The sequence below is a fragment of the Acinetobacter sp. YH01008 genome (assembly GCF_013420435.1).
GTDB classification, from domain to species: Bacteria; Pseudomonadota; Gammaproteobacteria; order Pseudomonadales; family Moraxellaceae; genus Acinetobacter; species Acinetobacter pseudolwoffii.
Genome location: NZ_VOYD01000017.1, coordinates 1 through 21,446, shown reverse-complemented (window position 1 = coordinate 21,446; position 21,446 = coordinate 1). Strand labels below are relative to the sequence as shown.

Below are 21,446 nucleotides of genomic sequence, written 5' to 3'. Positions count from 1 at the left end.
ATAGATAAAAATCAAGCGTAATATAAATCAGAACTGTGTGGAAAATTACGAGAAATAATGTCCTTGTTGCATCATTATTAAGGAGTGCGGGGTGGGGAATTCACATCATCATGAGCATAGTCATGTCACTGTGACTGCGAAAAATATCAAAAAATTATCGATTGCTCTGGCACTCACGACCAGTTTTTTAATTGTGGAAGTTATTGCCGGCTTTTTGACGCAGAGTCTGGCCTTGCTTTCTGATGCCGCACATATGTTTACTGATGCTGCGGCACTGGCGATTGCACTGGTGGCCATCAAGATTGGGCAAAAACCGGCAGATAACAAACGCACGTTTGGCTATCAACGCTTTGAAATTCTGGCTGCCTTATTTAATGCCTTGATGCTCTTTGTGGTGGCGATTTATATTTTATTTGAAGCCTATCAACGTTTAAGCAATCCTCCAGAAATCCAGAGTCTGGGGATGATGGTTGTGGCGAGCTTAGGACTCATCATTAACCTGATTTCGATGAAAATTCTGGTGTCGAGTAGTCAGGAAAGTCTAAATATCAAAGGGGCTTATCTGGAGGTGCTGAGTGATGCATTGGGGTCAGTCGGCGTGATGATCGGGGCGCTGCTGATTTATTTTACTGGCTGGATGTGGGTAGATACACTGATTGCCGTATTGATCGGATTTTGGGTTTTGCCACGCACCTGGATTTTGCTCAAACAAAGTATCAATATTCTGCTAGAAGGAGTGCCAGATGAAATTGATATTGAAAAACTGCGTCATGATCTTTTAGCACTCGAAGGCGTACAAGATATTCATCAGCTTAAAGTCTGGGCGATTACTTCCAAAAAAGTCATGTTGACGGTACATCTGGTTGCACCGAATGTAGATTATCAGAAACTGCGTCATCAGGCTTTTGAAATGTTGAGCCATCAGCATCATATTACTGAAATGACTTTACAGATTGAGGCAGAAAATTGTCCACCGGAACAACGAGGGCATTCGACCCATCAGCACTGAAATATAATCATCTGAGCATCGCAGGGCTTAATTGTTTTTTAGAAGTGAACGGATGACATCCAAATAACTTGGTGGAGCATCGACATACTGACGCTCTCTTAACATTTGATGCATTTTCGCCAGCTTTTGATGCGGAACAGCGGCCATTAAATGATGTTCAATATGATAGTTCACATGAATTGGTGCAACAAAAGCACGTGCCAGCCAGCCTGCACGAGTGGTTCGGGTATTGTTAAGGGCAGAATGACTGGTTTCCAGACCCGCATGTTCAGCCATTGCGCGAATACGGATAAATAAAGGGAATGGTGTGATATAAGCCAAAGGCCATAGCAAATACAGCTTAGGATGGCCACTGGCCCAAAGCACAGAGAAAATCGTGGCATTCGCGAGCAGCATACCTGAACTGTTTTTCAGCAGATTTTTGGCCAAATCTACCTTGCTACGATCACCACGTGGAATAGGTTTGGGATCGTTGGATACACTCCATTCCAGAAGCTCCAAATCCATCAATACCCGACCTGCCAGAAATTTAAGTCCAGATTGCCCATTCAGATCACGAAAGAATTTCCTGAATAGTGAACTTTGAGTAATGGGAAAATTTTTTACCAACCCCAAGTCAGGATCATCTGACTGCGAGGTTTTAGCATGATGTTTCAGATGATAAGGACGATACTTGCTGACATCATTCCAGATCGGGCGTGCACAGAGCCAGTCAGTAAAATGAGTGTTCAACCATTTGGTTTTAAAAAGACTATGGTGCGAAGCATCATGCATCAAGATGGCCAGTGCAAGCTGGCGTCCAGCAAGAATGGCCAGTGCCAGCGCACACATCAGTACTTTTCCCCACGTAGGTAAATACTCCCAACTATAGGCTACCGTGCCAAAGGTCATGACAATTACAGTCCATGTCGAACCTACTGCCCAGGCACCGTGCAAGTCTGAGGTCGTGGTGAGTTCTTTAATTTCATCACGACTAAAAAGTTCTGTGACACTGACCTTGCTGTTCATTCTTCTGCCTATATTTAGTTCTTATTGCTCTATTCAATATATTTGTCCTAAATATTACAGTCAATTTATTTTTGTGAATAAATATGAAATAAATTATACACCCTGATTGTTAAAATATTGTTGCCATAAAAATTGCCCCTGTTTTTCTATTTTACGAACCGCCAGCTCAAATTGTTGCCGAGCTTCGGCATCTATCCATTCTGTAGGAAGTAGGGGATCGGCACGTAAACTAAATAAGGCAGATTTACCGAGATAGAAGGCAGTTTTTGCTGCATCAGGTAAAGGCAAGCTTTGAGAGTAATCAAACCATTGATGAATGTCTTGATTCACCTCCAGATAAGTTTGATGTAAGGCTTGAACATCCCAAAGTGCACTGACATCTATTTCCTGATCTATCTCACTGACTTGAAAAAAACGTGCATCTGGATCTAATCCAAACTGGATTGCAGCCGTTTTTAATTCGGTTAAGCTCAGTATTAAGTTGTCTGGACGAATAAAAACATTCTGCTCCATTTCCTGAAAGCCATAATAACCTAGTGCTTTTTCCCGTTTGGATAATGCAGTGCGATCTACACGTCCCAAAGCACCGGTATAAACCAGTACATATTTTCCATTCCACGCGGTCGCCATTTGCATATTGGGATGCTTGTTTAAACTGATAAAAGAAGTATCAAATTTTTTTTCTAGCAATTGATACACCCCGCGCTCTACAGCTTGAATGATATTTTCCTGATTCAATCGGGCTACAGCAACCCGGAGACTATTGTGAGAAATGCTTAATAGATCTGCTGCACATAGCATCTGTTTAATGCTGGCGGTGGAATTTTGAGACGCATATAACAAGTCTAAAACCAGATGACGGGCATTCAATTTATAAGTCATGAAACGATATCGTAATTAAAGGAATTGAAAGTTTTGAAGTTTATTTACAATAGCACTTTGTTGTGAATAACCCAAAAAATGTCAGGGTGAAAGAGGATGAATAAGTGATTTGAGATATGCTTTTTATCAATGAAATTTTTTAAACACAATAAAAAAACCCTTATCTTTCGATAAGGGTTCTTCGTATTCTGGAGCGGGAAAGGAGACTCGAACTCCCGACCCCAACCTTGGCAAGGTTATGCTCTACCAACTGAGCTATTCCCGCAATGAGATGAATTATAGAGAATTCCACAGCAGTGTCAACTCTCTATAAATCTGTTTGATTAATTAATCAGCACGGCGCCAAACCGTACCTTGACGGGTATCTTCAAGAACAACACCTTGATCAAGTAAAGATTGGCGGATTTCATCCGCACGCGAAAATTCTTTGGCTTTTTTGGCATCTTGACGCTGTTGAATTAAACCTTCAATTTGTTCAGGTGATAATCCTAGGGCTTCCTGACCAATATCAGATTTGAGAAACTCATCTGCATCTTGTTGTACCAGACCGAGAATATTGGTCAGATGGCGTAAAGTTGCGTAGTAGATTGCTGCCTGTTCCGCATTTTCCTCTTTCACGGCACGATTCAGTTCTTTGTTAATTTCAAATAGCACTGCAATCGCTTCAGGTGTATTGAAATCATCACGCATGGCAGCATTAAAACGTTCAACCAAAGCATCATCCAGCGTTTCCACCAGATGATCGCCATAAACCGCCTGATAGGTTTTAAATGAATGGTAGAAACGAGACAAAGTATTTTTCGCTTCTTTTAAGGCAACATCCGAATAGTTCACCGGGCTGCGATAGTGTGAAGACACAATAAAGTAACGCACCACTTCCGGATGGAACTTTTCGATCACGTCGCGAATGGTGAAGAAATTGCCTAAAGACTTCGACATTTTCTCGCCATCGACATTAATGAATCCGGCATGCATCCAGTAATTCACATATTGTTCACCGGTTGCTGCTTCAGATTGTGCAATCTCATTTTCATGATGCGGGAAGGTCAAATCGGCACCGCCGCCATGAATGTCGAAATGATTGCCCAGGCAGCAGGTCGACATCGCTGAACATTCAATATGCCAACCCGGGCGGCCATTACCCCAAGGTGAAGGCCATGCAGGTTCATTTTCTTTGGCGTGTTTCCAGAGGACAAAGTCAAATGGATGTTTCTTTTGAACTTCGACATCAACACGTTCAGAAGCTCCAGCTTGCATATCTTCTAACTTGCGACCAGAAAGACGGCCATATTTGGCAAATTTCTCGACTTCAAAATAGACATCGCCATTATTAGATGGATATGCCGTGCCTTTGTCGACCAGATTGCCAATCATATCTTGCATTTGGTCAATATAGTCTGTGGCTTTAGGCGCAGCATCAGGCGGGAGACAGCCTAGTTTGGCAAAGTCTTCATTCATCGCATCAATAAAGCGGCCGGTCAACTCAGAGATACTTTCGCCATTTTCATTGGCACGTTTAATAATTTTGTCATCAATATCGGTAATATTGCGCACGTATTTGACTTTCCAGCCTTGGCTGCGCAGGAAACGGATAATATAGTCAAATGCAACCACTGTACGTGCGTGTCCAATATGACAGTAGTCATAGACGGTCATACCACAGACATACAAATCAATTTGACCTTCAACACGAGGTACGAATTCTACTTTTTTGCGTTGCTCTGAGTTATATAGAACAAATGGTTGCATAGCTGTTCAAAAGACTTCAAATAAAAGGATGAATCATCTTAACCTAAGCATAATTATTCATAAAGACAAAAGCGTAAAAAGCCTCAGATATTTAGCATAGTTAGGCAGAGATACTGATTGATAAAAAGGTGATTCTTGGACGGAAGTCAGAATATTGAGCTCAGCTTTACAGAACTAGTGTTTGCCAGGGAGATTAGGTGGTATTGGCGTGAGTATGATCTCATTTGAACCCAACTTATTGAGGAGAGAGTAGGCGTGTGTCGATAGAAAATAAAAAACAAGCATATTTTACAGCGTCAAAAATGAAGTAAATGTAGAGGTGGAGATACCAGACTGCGTAAGTCACATACAATCAAGATATATTAAAAATCTGTCGAATCTTCTACATTTAGAAAGCTTGCAATTGCATAGCTATGCTAAAATTGCGAAAATTGTGCCCATCAAATGAGAGTTTTTCTCTGCCCTTAACGTAGGTAAACAGGCTTTGAATTCACAAAAAACAGCGAATCAACTCGATTTTCAGAAAGTCGCACTTGAAACACTGCGCATCGAAGAAAATGCATTACAGATTTTAGCCACACAGATTGATGGCCGTTTTAGCCGGGCCTGTGAAGTTATTCTACAGTGTACTGGCCGTCTGGTAATTACCGGAATGGGCAAATCAGGTCATATTGGCCGTAAAATGGCGGCGACCTTTGCTTCGACCGGAACACCCTCATTCTTTATGCATCCGGGTGAAGCCGGTCATGGCGACTTGGGAATGCTGGTCGCGGGTGATGTGCTGATTGCGATTTCAAACTCAGGCAAGAGTGATGAGATCATGATGCTGATGCCACTCATCAAACATCTTGAAATTCCTTTAATTACCATTAGCGGCGATGAGCGTGGCCCAATGCCACAAAATGCCGATGTGGCTTTGACTCTGGGCAATATTCAGGAAGCCTGTCCGCTCGGGTTGGCACCCACCTCATCAACGACTGCCACCTTGGCCTTAGGCGATGCTTTGGCGGTGGCGTTACTGGATGCGCGTGGTTTTACTTCAGATGATTTCGCCCGCTCGCATCCCGCCGGAGCTTTGGGTAAGCGTCTGTTATTACATGTAAAACATCTGATGCGTACGGGTGATGATTTACCTAAAGTTTCACCAGATACCGCCATGAACAAAGTATTGTATGAAATTTCCAACAAACGTCTGGGATTGACCACGGTCGTAGATGCAAATGATGTCTTGCTGGGAATTTTTACCGATGGTGACTTGCGTCGTTTAATTGATAAACAGCAAGGTTTTGATGTCAATCTGGCAATTCAGGACGTGATGACCAAGAATCCGCTTACGATTTCTCAGGAAGCGCGTGCAGTCGTGGCGCTGGAACGTATGAATGAACGTAAAATCAACCAGTTTGTAGTGGTTGATGAGGCCAATAAAGTGATTGGTGTGATTAGTATGCATGACCTGATTCAGGCTGGGGTAAATTAATAAATGGCATCTTATGTATTATTAGAGCAGGCACGTCATATTGCAGCATTAGTGCTTGATGTAGATGGTATTTTAAGTGACGGTTTTGTAACGCTGACCAATACTGGTGATGAAATCAAATCATTCGATATCCGCGATGGTCTGGGTATGAAACTGGTTCAGCAGGCTGGAATCAAGGTGATTATTATCACTGGCCGTAAAAGTAATATTGTCGAAAAACGAATGTCGGATCTGGGTGTGGATCTGGTCTATCAGGGCCGTGAAGATAAAGGCACAGCACTACGCGAAGCATGTGCACAGCTCAATATCGACCCTGAAGACTGCTTATATATGGGCGATGACTGGCCTGACTTATCTGCTTTTGCCATTGCTGGCATGAAAGTGACCGTACCGAATGGTCATGTCGAAGTTCGTCGCCGTGCAGACCTGGTGACTCAGGCGCTGGGTGGCCGTGGTGCAGTACGTGAAATCTGCGATATGCTGCTGATGTCCAAAGGCGTATACCAAGAGTTACTTGAAAAATATACTCGTGCGCCTTATTAATAAGTCATATCTTTTGGATTAAGTACACCGCTTATGGATACTAAAGTTTTATATATTACGGCTGTGATGATTGCCGCAATAAGTGGTGGTTATTATTATTACAGTGGCAAGGGCAATAAGCTGCAGACGGACTCCGCGCGCAGCATGACCTATTCCGCTCAAGATATTAACTTAACCCAGACAGATGAATCAGGCATGTTATCGGTTCGCGCCCAGGTGGATCGACTTGAGCAGAACTTGCAGCAACAGACCTCCAAACTGGAAAACCTGCAAGCTTCGACCTATGACAATGCTCAAGTCGATGCGACTTTCTCTGCCAAAATGGCGCATGGCTATGATGACAATACAAAAGTTGTACTCTCTCAAGAAGTGCTTGCCACCAAAATCATGCAAAATGGACAGTTAGAGTTCCGTACTGAGGAGCTGACGGCTTTTCCAAAAACACGTGAAATTGAAACTGATAAAACGGTGATCGTGGAGTCTCCACAGGCTGAATTTATCAGCCAGGGTCTTAAAGCCAATCTTAATGATGGTCAATACGAATTCTTTAATATTCGAGGAAAGTATGAACCAAATTCCTAAAGTCAAAATGATGCACACTTTCCTGAAGCGCACTGCGCTGGCGACTGTGATTGGACTTGCTTCAATCGCGGCCTTTGCCTTGCCATCTGACCGTAACCAGCCGATCACTTTACTGGCGGATCGCGCGACTTTTAATGAGCGTACTGGGGTGACGACCTATTCTGGCAATGTCATCATTGAACAGGGCACCATGAAGCTACAAGCCAATTCAATTGTGGCCAATCTGAACAATAAGCGCCAGATTAGCCTGATCACGGCTACCGGTAGCCCGACACAGTTCCAGCAAAAAGTAGATGCCTCCAAAGGTCTGACCAAAGGTCAGGCTCAGAAAATTGTCTACAATGCTGAAACCGGAATTATTACCCTGTCTGGTAATGCCTTATTGCAGCAGGATGGGGCCAGTATTCGTGGTGCGACTTTAAAATATAGTATGAATAAAGGTGATGTTGAAGCGATTGGTACACCGAATAAAACCGGTTCAGCTGAAGGTCGCGTAAAAATTGTGATTCCACCATCAGCTTCACAATCCTTTCCAGGAGCACGTGATTAATGGAACAATCGCAGCAAGTTCAAACCTTGACCATCAAACATCTGGCGAAAAATTATAATAAGCGCTGGGTGGTGAAAGATGTGTCTTTTAGTATGGAAAGTGGCCAGATTGTCGGATTGCTCGGACCTAATGGTGCAGGTAAAACCACCAGCTTCTATATGGTCGTCGGTCTGGTACGTATGGATAAAGGTGAAATCTATCTGGATGATCTGGATCTTTCTGATCTGGCCATGCATGAACGGGCACGCAAGGGAATTGGCTATTTGCCGCAAGAAGCATCGATTTTCCGCAAGCTGACAATTTCACAAAATATTATGGCGATTCTGGAAACCCGCAAGGATTTGACCAAGGCTCAGCGTCAGCAACGTCTGGCGGAACTTTTGGCCGACTTTAAAATCACTCATATCAAAGATTCTTTAGGAATGAGTGTTTCCGGTGGTGAGCGACGCCGTGCCGAGATTGCTCGTGCATTGGCGGCAGATCCAAAATTTATGTTACTCGATGAACCTTTTGCTGGTGTCGACCCGATCTCGGTTGGTGATATTAAAGATATCATCACCACTTTGAAAGATCGTGGGATTGGGGTATTGATTACCGATCATAATGTGCGTGAAACGCTGGCGATTTGTGAACATGCTTATATTGTGAGTGAGGGGGCATTGCTTGCTGAAGGTACGCCAGCTGAAATTCTGGCCAATGAAACAGTAAGAAAAGTTTATTTAGGTGATGATTTTACCGTATAAACAGCTTTTATGTCTGTAAGATACCCACATCACGGCACCAATTGTCGGATGAGGGTTTTTTTTCATCAAATCAACGTTAAAAAAGTATCTTTTACAACGATTTGATATATTGTTAGGCTAAAACACGAAACATTAATTATTATGCGATTTAGGGTACAGCACATAAAAAATGTTCAGGGGGAAAACCGATAAAAAAGGGGGATCTTCATGAGTCTTCTTTTGCCTTTATCTATTTCCTTGGCACATGCAGAAACTTCGCAAAACCATTTTGCAAATATTAAAAACGGTTTAAGTAAACTGATTGCACCAGAGCCAACACGGTCAGCGCATTCAGTTGATATTACGTCACTCAGTCGCTACTCATTAGACACTTCTCAGGTAGCTGAACTGCCACAGATTACCCGGCCACAACAGGGACAGTCTGCTACCGGCCCTATCGTGGCTCCTATTCCACAAAAGATGAATGTGGTGGAAGCGATCCATACCGCAGTTCAGCGACGTCCTGAAATTAGCCAGAGTATTTCTACCCTGTCTGCACAGGCGGCCAATATTGATGTGGCAAAAGCAGCCTATTATCCGCAGTTATCGGGCGGATTGGGGACCGGTGATCTGACCTCGGGTGAGCGTGGACGTCAAGTGGTTTCCTTAAATGCAACACAGATGCTGTATGACTTTGGCAAGATCAAAACCAATGTCAGTATCGAGGAAGCCAGATTGGCAGAAGAGCAGGCAAGGGTGCTGGTCAGTCTGGATCAGGTGGCTTTTGAAGTGGCAGATGCGATTGTCAATATCAAGCGTTATCAGCAAATTACCCAGATTGCCCAACAGCAGATTCAGGGCATTGCACGGATTGCAGAAATTGCCAATTTGCGTGCCCGCGCCGGTATCAGCAGTCAGGCCGATCCAATTCAGGCTCAGTCCAATCTGGAAGCGGCACAATCGAACCTGCTGGTGCAGCAGACCCAGCTCAGACAATATCAGCAACGTTTACGCACTTTGCTGGGGTTTGATGTATCTGCCGTTGAATGGGAGATTCCTGAGCGTATTGTGGCACAGGCCGATCTTTATCAGGATCCGGAATTTACCCAGATTCCCAATATGATTTTGGCCCATGCCGGGGTCAATGTTGCCCGTTTGCAAAAAGATCAGGCACGTTTAAGTCGTTATCCAAGCATTCATCTGAAAGGCAGTTTAAGTCAGGCTGTTAATGGGCGGAATCCGAATAATAATGAAGATGACGGCTTTTATAATTCAATCATGATTGAAGCCAGCAGTAATTTTTATCAGGGTGGCGCAGCACGCTCTCAGGCACGTTCTGCCAGTTATGCCGAAGAAGCTGCACGCGCACAGGTCAATACGGTCTATCTGGATGTGCTGGATCAGGTTCGCTTGATTCGTGAGCAGATTGAGAATAAGCAAAAACAAATGGGAGTTTTATCCCAACGTCGTGCAACCACGGTACGAGCCAAAGAGCTGTATCAAGAACAATATAAATTGGGTACCCGAACCGTGGTGGATTTGCTCAACGCAGAACAGGCGATTCATAGTGCAGCACAGGAAATTGAATCTGCGCGCTATGACATCTATTCGGCGATTGTGCAATATATTCAGGTTACCGGCCGTACACGGGATATTTACGCGCTTAACCGTATTTCTATTCAGGGGTTTGAAGTTCAGCCATGAGTACTACAATAAATTATCAACCGTGGCTTAAAGCGGTTTTGAATATTGCCAGACATTACCGGATTGAACCTTCTGAGGAGCGGATTCGTCTGCAACTGGACTGGAACCAGCATCATGACATCGACGAGATGCTCAAAATTGTCAGCCGGCAGATTGGTTTAAATGTCCGTAAAAATAAATTTGACAGCAGCTTGCTGAATCCGTGGCGTTTGCCTTTGCTGGTGGAGTTTGAGAGTGGGGATGTGGGTGTGATTGAACGCATCGACACCCAAGCTAACGTTAGTATACAGCTCAGTGGCGATGAAGGCTTGTCTCAAAGTTTCACGGTTGAACAGTTAGAGACGGGCGTAAAGCATCTGTATGTTCTGCGTCCCGAATCTTCTGTGCCGGATGCGCGGGTGGATGAATATATCAAGCCGTTCGAGAAAAACTGGTTCTGGTCAATTGTCTTGAATGACTGGAAACGTTATATCGATGTCATGTTCGCCTCTTTAATCGCGAATATTCTGGCACTGGCCACGATTGTTTTCTCGATGAACGTGTATGACCGCGTGATTCCATCACAATCGATTCCTACCTTATGGGTTTTGGCTGGCGGTGTGCTGATTGCGGCAATTTTCGAGTTTGTTTTACGCGTCTCCCGAATCTATCTATCAGACATTATTGGTAAACGTGCTGATCTGAAAATTTCGGATCGGGTATTTGGCCATTCTTTGCGCATCAAAAATAGTGAACGTTCCAAATCGACTGGTACCTTTATCTCGCAGATTCGGGAACTGGAAGGGGTACGCGAACTGGTCACTTCAACCACAGTGACTGCGATTGCCGACCTGCCATTTTTCTTCCTGTTCTTAGGGATTTTCTGGGTGATTGGCGGCAACCTGTTCTGGGTGATGCTGCTGGTGGTGCCACTGATGATCCTGCCTGGCATTCTGGCGCAGAAAAAACTGGCAGAACTGGCTCAGCTGGGCATGCGTGAATCTGCCATCCGCAATGCTTTGCTGGTAGAAGCCGTGCAAGGGATTGAAGACATCAAGCTGCTCAGAGCTGAAACACGCTTCCAGAATCAGTGGAACCATATGAATGAAGTTTCAGCCGATGTCAGCATGCAGCAACGTAAGATTGTGGGTTTGATGACGGCCTGGACCCAAAAAATCCAAGGCTTGACCTTTGCCATTGTGGTATTGGTCGGTGCTTTTGCGGTGATGGACGGCGAGATGACCACAGGTGCATTGGTGGCCTGTTCGATTCTGTCTTCACGAATGCTGGCACCCATTTCACAAATTACTGGCGTGTTGGGTCGTCTGCAACAGGCCAAAGTGGCCAAAGCCGGTCTGGATGAGTTGATGAAAAAATCGGTCGATCAGCCGGATTATTCTCATCTGATTCATCGCCCAGCTCTGGATGGCCATTATGAACTCAGTGGTGTGGTATTCAAATATGGCGAAGATGATCCAAAACCAAGCCTGATGATTCCAAAGCTTGAGATCAAACCGGGTGAAAAGATTGCGATTCTGGGCCGTAACGGTGCCGGGAAATCAACCTTGTTGCAGCTCTTGTCTGGTATGCAGACGCCGTTACAGGGCAAGGTCAAACTGGATGGTATTGACCTGACCCTGATTGATCCTTCAGATGTACGTCGTGATATGGGCTTGCTGAACCAGAATTCTCAGCTATTTTATGGTTCGATTCGTGAAAATCTCAGCTTGGGTGCGCCCTTGGCCACCGATCAGCAAATTCTGGAAGCGCTGCAAATCACGGGTGCATTCGCTTTTGTGCAGGAGAAAAAAGAAGGTCTGGATCATATCATTCTGGAAGGTGGTGTTGGCTTTTCTGGCGGTCAGCGTCAGGCACTGTTATTAACACGGTTATTGATCCGTCAACCGAAAATTCTACTGCTAGATGAACCTACTGCTGCGATTGATGATGTGTCAGAAAAGCAGTTGATTGATCATCTTAAAAGTTATTTGAGCCATCTTACCATGGTGGTTGCGACGCATCGCCGTGCGGTACTGGAGCTGGTGGATCGTATTATTGTGGTGAATGATGGGAAAATTGTCATGGATGGTCCATGAGATCAGATCCTGAATCAGTCACAGGGTGGTAATAAGCGGGTTGTTGGAGCAAGTGCATGAGTGAACTCAAAGAACTAAAACGTTCAAGCAAAGTCAGCTTTCAGGAACCACCTTTACCTAAATCGAGTGTCATTATCTGGATTGTCGGCATTGGTTTATTGGTATTGCTGATCTGGGCCTGGTTATTTAGCTTGGAAGAAGTCTCTACCGGTACGGGTAAAGTGATTCCATCATCTAAAGAGCAGGTTATTCAGTCTCTGGAAGGCGGTATTCTCACCAAACTGAATGTCAAAGAAGGTGAGATTGTCGAGCAGGGGCAGGTATTGGCTCAGCTGGATCCGACCCGTTTTGAGTCTAATGTTGGTGAGTCGGCTTCGTTATTAATCTCGTCACGTGCGACTGCTGCGCGTTTACGTGCCGAAGTCAGCGGTGCTCCGTTGTCTTTCCCGCCTGAAGTACTTAAAGAGCCAAAACTGGTGGCAGAAGAAACTGCATTATATCAATCACGGCGTGCCAATCTGGAACAATCTCTGGCCGGTTTAAAACAGGCATTGGTGTTGGTACAGCAAGAGCTGGAAATGACAGCACCACTGGTGGCCAAAGGGGCAGCCAGTGAGGTTGAAGTACTACGCTTAAAACGTGAAGCCAACGACCTGCGTAATCAAATGAATGATATTCGTAATCAATATTATGTGAGTGCGCGGGAAGAGCTGTCCAAAGCCAATACCGATGTGGAAACTCAGCAACAGGTGGTACGCGGCAAGTCAGATACCTTGAGCCGGACTATTTTTAAATCACCGGTACGCGGTATCGTAAAAGAAATTGATGTGATGACCTTGGGCGGCGTGATTCCACAAAATGGCAAGTTGATGACCATCGTGCCACTCGACGAAAAACTACTGGTTGAAGCGCGGATTTCACCACGTGATATTGCCTTTATTCGTCCAGATCAGGAGGCACTGGTTAAAATTACAGCCTATGATTATTCAATCTATGGTGGGTTAAATGGTAAAGTTGCGATGATTTCACCAGACACCATCCGTGATGAAGTCAAGCAGGATCAGTTCTATTACCGGGTCTATATCCGCACGGACAGTGACAAACTGAATAATAATGCGGGTCAGGAGTTTAATATCACCCCAGGTATGGTGGCCACGGTAGACATTCGCACCGGTTCAAAAACTGTCATGGATTATCTGATCAAGCCATTCAACAAGGCCAAAGAAGCCTTGCGGGAACGCTAATCTTTTCAGGCCATTGAGTCAAACAATCGAGTCAAATCGGGCCTCTCCATGGAGAGGCTTTTTATTTGTTGAAGTAAAGCAGGTATACTGCCAGGGTTCGATTTTAAAGCCTGAAGTTATGCCATATACGCTTGCCAGCCTGGTCAGTTTTGAGGAAGACATCAAAAAAAGCCGATTTCAGGCATTTGCGACCCCTGTAGAAAATGAACAGCAGGTCAAAGATTTTCTGGACGTTTATCGTGATCCAAGTACCACGCATCAATGCTGGGCCTGGAAAATTGGCCATCAGGTGCGCTTTAATGATGATGGTGAACCTTCAGGCACTGCGGGGCGCCCGATTCTCGCCACCATTGAAGGTAATGAATTGACTAATGTACTGGTGCTGGTCAATCGCTGGTATGGCGGGATTAAACTCGGCACCGGAGGTTTGGTTCGTGCCTATGGCGGCTGCGCTGGACAATGCTTGCTGCTGGCAGACAAAATTGAACTGATTGAAAAGAAAAAAGTGCAATTTTTCTGTCAGTTTAATGAATGGGCCATTTTTCAGTATGAACTGAATCAGCAGCAAATCGATTATCAGGAAGACTATAGTGCCGAAGGCGTTCAGGTTCAGGCGCAGTTGCAGAAGCATCAGATTGAAGCTTTTGCTTTAAAAATTCAGGATGTGACTCGTGGCCGTGAACAGCTCAAAATCATAGAAGAAGCGACAGATGACTGAAGCAGATCCATTACTGAAATATCGTGAGCAGCATAAACATCGCCTGAACTATATGCCTTGGCTATACTGGTCCTTAAAGGCGAAAAACCGTGGCTGGGCAGAAGCTTGGCAAAAAGAATATCAGGCTTATCTGATGGAAATGGAAACCGTCGAGATTGGTGAAAACTGTTTCATTTCGCCACTGGCACATATTTTTGCGGAACCGGGACGCAAGATCGTCATTGGCGATAATACCTTTATCGCCGCAGATTGCACCCTGCATGGCCCACTGGACATTGGCAATGAAGTGGCGATCAATCATCACTGTATTCTGGATGGTGGCCGGCTGGGGATTAAACTGCATGATCAGGTGCGTATCGCAGCGTATTGTCATCTGTATGCATTTGATCACGGTATGCAGCTAGAACAGCCAATTTATCAGCAAGCGGTACGCTCACAAGGCATCGAAATTGGCCGGGATGTCTGGCTCGGCGCACATGTCGGTATTAAAGATGGCGTTAAAATCGCAGATCAGGCCATTGTCGGAATGGACAGTATGGTCACCAAAGATGTCGAAGCACGGGCTATCGTTGCTGGGAATCCTGCAAGCTTTATTCGATACCGCAAATAAAGCTTTACACTCGGTAGATCTCTTTCATCAATCAGAAAATGATGGTTCTATTGATATTTAAATCCACGAGATATTAAAAGCCCTTTCTTCCTTTCGGATGAGAAGCAGTGCTTCGCAAGGGCATGAGCGGATTTTATAAAGACCTCTTCCTTATGCAACAGTATTGCTGACTTCCTAACAGCAAGAGGGAATTTCGCTGGTATAAATTAGAAAATGATTTTAAACGCATTTTAATGATCTGAATTTAAGTGTTTGGCCTAATGGCTGAATTATTCTTCTAATTATCGGTCAATCATATAAAAGTTAACATATTTCAATTCAAGCCTTACAGATTTTGCTGCACATTTTATAAAGCTTATGCTAAGTTAAAAATAACAAAGAAATTTTTATCATAAATAGAGAGGCTAAACATGAAACGTGTCATCGCCTGCATCGACTCTTCACCATGTATAAACGCGCTGGCAGACGCGGCTGCATGGATTGCCAAACAGACTGGACGTGAACTGGTTTTGTTACAGGTCTTGGATTATTACCCGGCCAGTTATCATCTGGGCGAAATCAGTGGGGTAATCGGGTTTGAAAGCAATGCCATGTTGCTGAAGGAATTGGCCGAGCTTGAACAAAAACAAAGCGAAATTGCCTTGGATTATAGCAATAATCTGCTGCAACATATTTCCGAGCGGATTTTAGCCGAACATGGTATTCAAACCACACATATTCAGGAAAAAGGGGATTTTCTGGAGCAAAGTTTCCAGATTCTGCAGCCTGATGATATCGCCGTCATCGGATTGCTCGGTGAACGCTCAGCGGAAAAAAACAAACCGATCGGCACCAATGTCGAAAACTTTATTCGTGGCGCCAATTGTACCGTGATGACCGTTGGGGAGCAGTTTAAACCGCCAACACGATTTATTTTTGCCTATGAATATTCTCCGACCTGTATCAAAATGATGAGACGGATTGCGGAAAGTGATCTGCTGCGTTTATTACAATGTCACCTGTTATATATTGGCGATCATGCCGAAATTTTAACTGAGCCGCTGCAATATCTGACTCAAGCGGGTCTAGATGTAGTGCCGCAATATCGCTATGGCGATGTCGCCGAGAATATTTTGACCTATCAACAGGAGATGGGTATTCAACTGATTGTTCTGGGCGCATTTAGTCACAGCAAAATCCATCAGTTTTTCCTCGGTAGTATTGCCACCACAATTTTCCGTAATTCCAAGGTGCCTTTACTGGTTGCAAAGTGAGGATTGCCTAAAAAGCAAACAAAATGAAAATTTCAACGTAAATTGTTACAGCTTGATTTAAAAATGATCAGAGTTATCCTCATATATTGTGGATAACTCTGTGGTTAATGTTTTTAAGTTAATGTTATATATAGTAAATATGGTGCTGGGTAATTTTTGTTCTTCTGATTTTATTTGACAATCGCAAGTGCAAAACCATCATGTCCTTTACTGCCTACAGTCTGTAAAGCGGTACAAGATAATATACGTGGATGATTTTGCAGCGCTTTAAACATGGCACGGATGCCTTCAATACTTGGCTTATGATTGTCCGGATTGATAATCTCGCCTGCACGGATTACATTGTCCAGAAAAATAAGTGTACCTGAATGCGACAGATTTAAACTGAGTTCCAGATATTCCGGATAACTCTGTTTGTCTGCATCAATGAAGATAAAATCAAAAGCCTCGGTCTCTGCGGGTAGAGCTTTGAGTACATCTGCTGCACGACCACATTTCAGTTCAACAGTTTGCTTGAGCTGGGCACGGTCAATATTTTCCTGACCCATTGCCGCGTGGGTATCACGTCCTTCAATTGTCAGGATATAGCCATCATCGGGCAAAGCACGTGCCAACCACATGGTGCTGTATGCGGCAAATGTTCCGAGTTCCAGTACACGTTTACATTGATTCATCTGGATCAGCATCTGCAACAACATGCCTTGATTTGCTGCTACAGCCAGATGATCTGGCAGACCATGCGCAGCAGTATTTTCCAGAGTCTGATTCAGGATGGGATCTTCAGGAATTAAATGTGACTCAATGTAGTTGTCAATGTCTGTCCACATGTGTTGCATAGTTTTAGCACCATCAATTGCGATGGGTGCATTTTAAACTTTTCGCGGCATAGCGCAATTTATTGTGCTATAGCTGCTGTTTTTTTAGGCTACATAAAGTCCTAAATGAACTTTGTATAGCCGTTGTCATGACTTAGTAATTACACATTGAGGAGTTTCGCCCCAGACTTGGCCCCCAGGTACGGTAACCTTGGGTATCGATGTGGATCTGACCAGAAGCATACATGCCGAGTCCCATATTCAGACTTTGACCATGTTGCGCCCAGAACTGGCACAGTTTGAACTTGGTATTTTCAATATAACTATAGTCTTGCGCTTGTGGATATTCTGGGCCAATACGAAAATCGATGGCAGAATTATACAGATGGCGTGAAGAATTGGCGCCACCGGCACACTGGTTTAAAGGCAGGTCACGATAGACGGAAGTGACTTCAAAATCAGTCAGGACATTGGCGGCTACTAAATATTTAAATACACGCAAGGTTGGAACCTGATTGGCCCATAATTCACGGCTTGGAATCATGTACTGTGAACGACCACATTTGGCCCAGTCTCGCGCGGTGCGCATTAATTCAAAACTGGGAATAATATTACCTACGCCATTGCGTTCCAGAAACACTTCGTACTCACGTACACGTGATAAATTATCCAGCGCAGAGACCCAGTGGGTATACAGATAAGGTACAGTTTTGGGTTGGACTTTGCGGTCGTATTGAACACGTTCTTGGGGAATATAAATCCGCTTTCCATCGGGCACGGTCTGTCCCGGTGGTTTTGTGGTCGTGGTACAACCCACAAAAACGAGAGGGATTACACACAGACTCAATAATCCCTTTGCAAAATTCTTCATTTATAGAAATCAGATATTTATAAATAGCGCCATTTTAGACTAAATATACGGAGAAATTTGGAGAATATTGCAATAAAATGTGTGGATTGAGTATAAAAAAGATCAGCATGTGCTGATCTTTTTTAACTGAAATTAATTACTTTTCAAGATATTGTAATTTGTCAGCTTTACCATTCCATTCTTCACGATCTGCTGGCTGGTCACCAATTTGTGTGATATTTGGCCATTTTTGCGACAGGTCAGCATTCAATTCAATAAATACTTCTTGGCCTTCTGGTAATTCATCTTCAGAGAAAATTGCATTCGCCGGACATTCAGGTTCGCATAAGGCACAATCGATGCACTCGTCCGGGTTAATCACCAGGAAGTTAGGACCTTCATAGAAACAGTCTACAGGGCAAACTTCAACACAGTCTTGATATTTACATTTAATACAATTTTCAGTGACAACGAAGGTCATGGCGACAGCTACCTAAAAAATATGGTTCTATTTACGAATACTGTATTTTAGGCAAAAACAGGGGGAACTAACAATTCCTTTTATTGATATTTGTTATATATAGGGCTGTTAAATTTGAAAAAAGCCGGAATAGGGCTAAATTCAAGTATAAATCAGTGCTAGACCCCATACGGGATGAGGTCTATGGCTCAGAGAATTACCCCGGCTGTTTGAGTAAATCTTTTAGTGCATATAATTGTGCTAAGGCTTCGCGTGGACTCAGGTTGTCTACATCGATGTCCTCAAGTAATTCGAGAGCTGGAGATTCTTTCTCAATTTCGACAATACGTTCCACTGGCTCTACAATTTCCGGCAGTGCAAATAGATCATGTTGTAGACTCTTTGGTTTGACCAGTTGTTGCTTTTCCAGAATCTTTAAGCGGTTTTGTGCTTCTTTAATGACTGATGCCGGAATACCGGCAAGTTTCGCCACCTGTAAGCCATGACTCTGGCTGGCAGGGCCATGTTGTACCTTATGTAACAAAATCAGATTGCCATTCAGTTCTTTAGCCGTGACATGGTAGTTATCAATGCCGCTTTCTTTATCGAGTTCGGTCAGCTCAAAATAATGGGTTGCGAATAGACACAGGCATTGAATGCGTTTGCTCAGATCCAGCACACAGGCCCAGGCCAGAGACAGGCCATCATAGGTACTGGTGCCACGACCGACTTCATCCATTAGTACCAGCGACTGACTGGTGGCATGATGCAGAATTTGCGAAGTCTCGGTCATTTCCACCATAAAGGTCGATTTGCCAGTTGATAAATCATCGGCAGAACCAATACGGGTGAAAACCCGGTCAATAGGCCCTAAAGTCGCAGCTTGTGCAGGAACATAAGCCCCGCAATACGCCAGCAAGACGATCAATGCGGTCTGGCGCATAAAGGTCGATTTACCGCCCATATTGGGTCCGGTAATAATCGCCATGCGATGAGAAAAGTCCAGTCGCGTATCGTTCGGTGTAAAAGCAGTTTTGCTTAAAGCTTCCACCACCGGATGACGGCCAGCAGTGATACTTACACCGACTTCAGGGCTGAATTTTGGACGTGACCAGTTGCGTAAACGTGCCTGATGGGCAAAGTTTGCCACCAGATCAATCTGGGCAATGGCACTGCTCATCATCTGTAAATTGCCGATATCCTGACGTAATTCATCCAGCAACATTTCAAACAGCATTTTTTCACGCGCCAGAGCACGGGATTCACTGGATAAAACCTTATCTTCAAAGGCTTTCAGTTCAGGTGTGATATAGCGTTCGGCATTTTTCAGAGTCTGACGGCGGATATAGTGCTCGGGTGCCTGTTCGGCCTGAGCACGTGAGAGTTCAATATAATAACCACTCACTCGGTTATAACCAATTTTCAGTCCCGGAATTCCGCTGGCTTCACGTTCTTTAATTTCCAGATCAATCAGGAACTGGCTGGCGTGATCACGAATCTGACGTAATTCATCCAGTTCACTATCAAAGCCTTCGGCAATCACATTCCCATCACGCAGCAATACCGGCGGATTTTCTACGATGGCAGACATCAAGCGTTGATGCAGGCCATGGAAATCTCCGAGTTCTTCATTTAGCTGGATTAATAGCTCAGACTGTTGTTGACTGACAATCGGCTGTAGGGCATGGCGTAAAAATGGAATTTGCGCACAGGCCTGACGTAGTTGTACCAGATCCCGCGGTCGGGCACTGCCCAAAGCAATTCGGCTCAGGACACGTTCAATATCGCTAATTTCCTTAAGTACCAAACGTACAGGTGCTTCATGGAAACCTTGTAGCAGGGACTGGATGGCATCTAAACGTTCATCCAGCAAGGCAGTGTCACGCAAAGGCTGCATCAGGGTGCGACTCAGCAAGCGTCCACCCATAGCCGTCTGGCAATCATTAATTAACTGAAACAGTGAAGTACCATGCTCAAATAAAGGCTCAATCAGTTCCAGATTGCGACGCGTCACTGGATCTAGGGCAATAAAGTCGGAACTCTGTTCTAGCTGAATCGAACGAATATGTGGTAAAGCGGTTTTCTGGGTTTCTTTGGCATAGTGAATCAGTGCCGCAGCGGCAGCTTTTGCCAACGGCAAATGATCAATCCCGAAACCGGAAAGTGTGCTGACGGCAAACTGGTCGCACAAGGTTTTTTGTGCATTGTTCAGGCTAAAGTCCACATTGGGACGCTTCGTCACGGAAATATCAAGTTGCTGCTTGAGTTGCTCGGTCAGCATCGGATCAGCGGTATTTTCATCCAGCAAAATTTCGCTTGGCATTAAGCGCGCCAGTTCAATCATGAGCTGGTTAAGATCATAATCCTGCTGCTGTACTTTAAATAAGCCGGCACTGAGATCGAGCAGTGCAATCCCGATCTGATTTTGCTGAATACATAAAGCCACCAGATTAGAGCTTTGATGTGCACCGAGCATGGCATCATCGGTCAGGGTGCCCGGGGTGATAATCCTTACCACGCCGCGCTCCATGGGAGCCTTACCGCGAGTGCTTGTGCTCTCGCCCTCACCAATCTGCTCACAGATCACCACCGTTTCGCCTTTTTTGACCAGACGGGCCAGATAGCCTTCGGCTGCATGGTAAGGCACACCTGCCATCGGGATCGGCTGACCATTGGCTTTACCGCGATGGGTCAGGGTAATGCCTAAAATTTTGGCTGCCTTGTGTGCATCTTCAAAGAACAGTTCATAAAAATCACCCATACGATAAAACATCAATGAGTGTGGATGCTGCACTTTCACCGACATGTATTGCTGCATCATGGGCGTTAAGGTAGAAAGATCAGCCATAATTTCCGAACTGGTCATTAAAAATAAATCCTTTCAACAAGAGAGAAATGCAAATACTGATAAGCAGCGTATGCACAAAAAATTAAAGCACATCTAAACAGATCTATAAAAATATTTTATCGAGGATCTGCTCAGGAGCATAGTGAATGAGGTCGCTTATCTTAGGGTGCTTTAAATCAAGATTGAAACAAGTCTATCAAATTTAATTTTTAGAAAGAAAGTAAGCATCCGCTGAACGCCATCGCCAAGTTTTAACGGGGTTCAGGTTTCCAGCGGTGAGGTAGTAATTCTTCTATTTGGGGCACTTTATGTGTTGGCAACCTTTTCAGCACATCACTTAAATAGGC

Annotated in this window: 20 protein-coding genes and 1 tRNA gene; 12 read left to right on the top strand and 9 right to left on the bottom strand. The window is 44.4% G+C overall.

Annotation, left to right across the window (positions count from 1 at the left end; translation table 11 throughout):
- Positions 1–91: 91 nt before the first annotated feature.
- A complete protein-coding gene (locus tag FTT75_RS10450; protein ID WP_180085257.1) occupies positions 92–1,009 on the top strand; it encodes a cation diffusion facilitator family transporter in 918 nt (305 codons plus the stop codon).
- A 27-nt stretch (positions 1,010–1,036) separates the two neighbouring features.
- Here the strand turns inward: FTT75_RS10450 and FTT75_RS10445 are convergent, their stop codons facing one another.
- From FTT75_RS10445 to cysS, 4 genes are all read right to left on the bottom strand, one after another.
- On the bottom strand, positions 1,037–2,017 hold the full coding sequence (locus FTT75_RS10445; RefSeq protein ID WP_180085259.1) for a fatty acid desaturase family protein: 981 nt from the start codon (positions 2,015–2,017) through the stop codon (positions 1,037–1,039).
- Between the two features lie 93 nt (positions 2,018–2,110).
- Positions 2,111–2,899 carry a hypothetical protein gene (locus tag FTT75_RS10440; protein WP_180085261.1) on the bottom strand — a complete coding sequence of 263 codons (789 nt, stop codon included), beginning with the start codon at positions 2,897–2,899 and terminating at the stop codon, positions 2,111–2,113.
- Between the two features lie 189 nt (positions 2,900–3,088).
- A tRNA-Gly gene (locus FTT75_RS10435) sits at positions 3,089–3,164 on the bottom strand.
- A 62-nt stretch (positions 3,165–3,226) separates the two neighbouring features.
- Positions 3,227–4,648, bottom strand: coding sequence for a cysteine--tRNA ligase (gene cysS, locus FTT75_RS10430; protein ID WP_005171297.1), 1,422 nt, complete (start codon positions 4,646–4,648; stop codon positions 3,227–3,229).
- A gap of 484 nt (positions 4,649–5,132) precedes the next feature.
- Between cysS and FTT75_RS10425 the strand changes: the two genes are divergently transcribed.
- From FTT75_RS10425 to FTT75_RS10375, 11 genes are all read left to right on the top strand, one after another.
- Positions 5,133–6,125, top strand: a complete 993-nt coding sequence (locus FTT75_RS10425) for a KpsF/GutQ family sugar-phosphate isomerase (RefSeq protein WP_074382880.1) — start codon at positions 5,133–5,135, stop codon at positions 6,123–6,125.
- 3 nt (positions 6,126–6,128) lie between these two features.
- Entirely contained in the window at positions 6,129–6,668 is a 540-nt protein-coding gene (locus FTT75_RS10420; protein ID WP_005096667.1) for an HAD family hydrolase, read from the top strand.
- Between the two features lie 33 nt (positions 6,669–6,701).
- Positions 6,702–7,250, top strand: coding sequence for an LPS export ABC transporter periplasmic protein LptC (gene lptC, locus FTT75_RS10415; protein WP_005096668.1), 549 nt, complete (start codon positions 6,702–6,704; stop codon positions 7,248–7,250).
- A complete protein-coding gene (lptA, locus tag FTT75_RS10410; RefSeq protein WP_005171293.1) occupies positions 7,234–7,800 on the top strand; it encodes a lipopolysaccharide transport periplasmic protein LptA in 567 nt (188 codons plus the stop codon). Before lptC ends, lptA begins: the two co-directional genes overlap by 17 nt.
- Positions 7,800–8,543, top strand: coding sequence for an LPS export ABC transporter ATP-binding protein (gene lptB / locus FTT75_RS10405; RefSeq protein WP_005096670.1), 744 nt, complete (start codon positions 7,800–7,802; stop codon positions 8,541–8,543). The genes lptA and lptB overlap by 1 nt, the downstream gene beginning before the upstream one ends.
- 207 nt (positions 8,544–8,750) lie before the next feature.
- Positions 8,751–10,226 (top strand): TolC family protein, encoded by a 1,476-nt coding sequence (locus FTT75_RS10400; protein ID WP_180186370.1) that lies wholly within the window; start codon positions 8,751–8,753, stop codon positions 10,224–10,226.
- Positions 10,223–12,301, top strand: a complete 2,079-nt coding sequence (locus tag FTT75_RS10395) for a type I secretion system permease/ATPase (protein ID WP_180186369.1) — start codon at positions 10,223–10,225, stop codon at positions 12,299–12,301. The genes FTT75_RS10400 and FTT75_RS10395 overlap by 4 nt, the downstream gene beginning before the upstream one ends.
- A 56-nt stretch (positions 12,302–12,357) precedes the next feature.
- On the top strand, positions 12,358–13,545 hold the full coding sequence (locus FTT75_RS10390) for an HlyD family efflux transporter periplasmic adaptor subunit (RefSeq protein WP_180186368.1): 1,188 nt from the start codon (positions 12,358–12,360) through the stop codon (positions 13,543–13,545).
- 118 nt (positions 13,546–13,663) lie between these two features.
- Entirely contained in the window at positions 13,664–14,263 is a 600-nt protein-coding gene (locus tag FTT75_RS10385) for a YigZ family protein (RefSeq protein ID WP_100357109.1), read from the top strand.
- Positions 14,256–14,873: an acyltransferase gene (locus tag FTT75_RS10380; RefSeq protein ID WP_100355049.1), complete on the top strand. Its 618-nt coding sequence runs from the start codon at positions 14,256–14,258 to the stop codon at positions 14,871–14,873. Before FTT75_RS10385 ends, FTT75_RS10380 begins: the two co-directional genes overlap by 8 nt.
- Positions 14,874–15,283: 410 nt before the next feature.
- Complete coding sequence (locus FTT75_RS10375) at positions 15,284–16,126, top strand: universal stress protein (protein ID WP_159515871.1); 843 nt, start codon at positions 15,284–15,286, stop codon at positions 16,124–16,126.
- Positions 16,127–16,296: 170 nt separating this feature from the next.
- On the opposite strand, the gene FTT75_RS10370 is transcribed toward FTT75_RS10375, so the two are convergent.
- The 5 genes from FTT75_RS10370 to FTT75_RS16050 form a co-directional block, all read right to left on the bottom strand.
- A complete protein-coding gene (locus tag FTT75_RS10370; RefSeq protein WP_005096677.1) occupies positions 16,297–16,962 on the bottom strand; it encodes an O-methyltransferase in 666 nt (221 codons plus the stop codon).
- 133 nt (positions 16,963–17,095) lie between these two features.
- Complete coding sequence (locus FTT75_RS10365) at positions 17,096–17,812, bottom strand: D-Ala-D-Ala carboxypeptidase family metallohydrolase (protein ID WP_074382876.1); 717 nt, start codon at positions 17,810–17,812, stop codon at positions 17,096–17,098.
- Positions 17,813–17,948: 136 nt separating this feature from the next.
- The gene (gene fdxA / locus FTT75_RS10360) at positions 17,949–18,272 is read right to left on the bottom strand and encodes a ferredoxin FdxA (RefSeq protein ID WP_004279936.1); all 324 of its coding nucleotides are present in this window, start codon (positions 18,270–18,272) and stop codon (positions 17,949–17,951) included.
- Between the two features lie 196 nt (positions 18,273–18,468).
- Entirely contained in the window at positions 18,469–21,117 is a 2,649-nt protein-coding gene (mutS, locus tag FTT75_RS10355; protein WP_100534982.1) for a DNA mismatch repair protein MutS, read from the bottom strand.
- Positions 21,118–21,350: 233 nt separating this feature from the next.
- A partial coding sequence (locus FTT75_RS16050; protein ID WP_139133946.1) for a transposase domain-containing protein occupies positions 21,351–21,446 on the bottom strand: 96 nt, incomplete at its 5' end.

What these genes read in the sequence shown, in the direction of transcription:
- FTT75_RS10365 (WP_074382876.1), bottom strand. Translation starts at nt 17,812, where the DNA reads ATGAAGAATTTTGCAAAGGGATTATTGAGTCTGTGTGTAATCCCTCTC.
- lptC (WP_005096668.1), top strand. Translation starts at nt 6,702, where the DNA reads ATGGATACTAAAGTTTTATATATTACGGCTGTGATGATTGCCGCAATA.
- FTT75_RS10395 (WP_180186369.1), top strand. Translation starts at nt 10,223, where the DNA reads ATGAGTACTACAATAAATTATCAACCGTGGCTTAAAGCGGTTTTGAAT.
- FTT75_RS10370 (WP_005096677.1), bottom strand. Translation starts at nt 16,962, where the DNA reads ATGCAACACATGTGGACAGACATTGACAACTACATTGAGTCACATTTA.
- mutS (WP_100534982.1), bottom strand. Translation starts at nt 21,117, where the DNA reads ATGACCAGTTCGGAAATTATGGCTGATCTTTCTACCTTAACGCCCATG.
- FTT75_RS10385 (WP_100357109.1), top strand. Translation starts at nt 13,664, where the DNA reads ATGCCATATACGCTTGCCAGCCTGGTCAGTTTTGAGGAAGACATCAAA.
- FTT75_RS10400 (WP_180186370.1), top strand. Translation starts at nt 8,751, where the DNA reads ATGAGTCTTCTTTTGCCTTTATCTATTTCCTTGGCACATGCAGAAACT.
- lptB (WP_005096670.1), top strand. Translation starts at nt 7,800, where the DNA reads ATGGAACAATCGCAGCAAGTTCAAACCTTGACCATCAAACATCTGGCG.
- fdxA (WP_004279936.1), bottom strand. Translation starts at nt 18,272, where the DNA reads ATGACCTTCGTTGTCACTGAAAATTGTATTAAATGTAAATATCAAGAC.
- FTT75_RS10420 (WP_005096667.1), top strand. Translation starts at nt 6,129, where the DNA reads ATGGCATCTTATGTATTATTAGAGCAGGCACGTCATATTGCAGCATTA.
- FTT75_RS10375 (WP_159515871.1), top strand. Translation starts at nt 15,284, where the DNA reads ATGAAACGTGTCATCGCCTGCATCGACTCTTCACCATGTATAAACGCG.
- cysS (WP_005171297.1), bottom strand. Translation starts at nt 4,648, where the DNA reads ATGCAACCATTTGTTCTATATAACTCAGAGCAACGCAAAAAAGTAGAA.
- FTT75_RS10440 (WP_180085261.1), bottom strand. Translation starts at nt 2,899, where the DNA reads ATGACTTATAAATTGAATGCCCGTCATCTGGTTTTAGACTTGTTATAT.
- FTT75_RS10390 (WP_180186368.1), top strand. Translation starts at nt 12,358, where the DNA reads ATGAGTGAACTCAAAGAACTAAAACGTTCAAGCAAAGTCAGCTTTCAG.
- lptA (WP_005171293.1), top strand. Translation starts at nt 7,234, where the DNA reads ATGAACCAAATTCCTAAAGTCAAAATGATGCACACTTTCCTGAAGCGC.
- FTT75_RS10380 (WP_100355049.1), top strand. Translation starts at nt 14,256, where the DNA reads ATGACTGAAGCAGATCCATTACTGAAATATCGTGAGCAGCATAAACAT.
- FTT75_RS10445 (WP_180085259.1), bottom strand. Translation starts at nt 2,017, where the DNA reads ATGAACAGCAAGGTCAGTGTCACAGAACTTTTTAGTCGTGATGAAATT.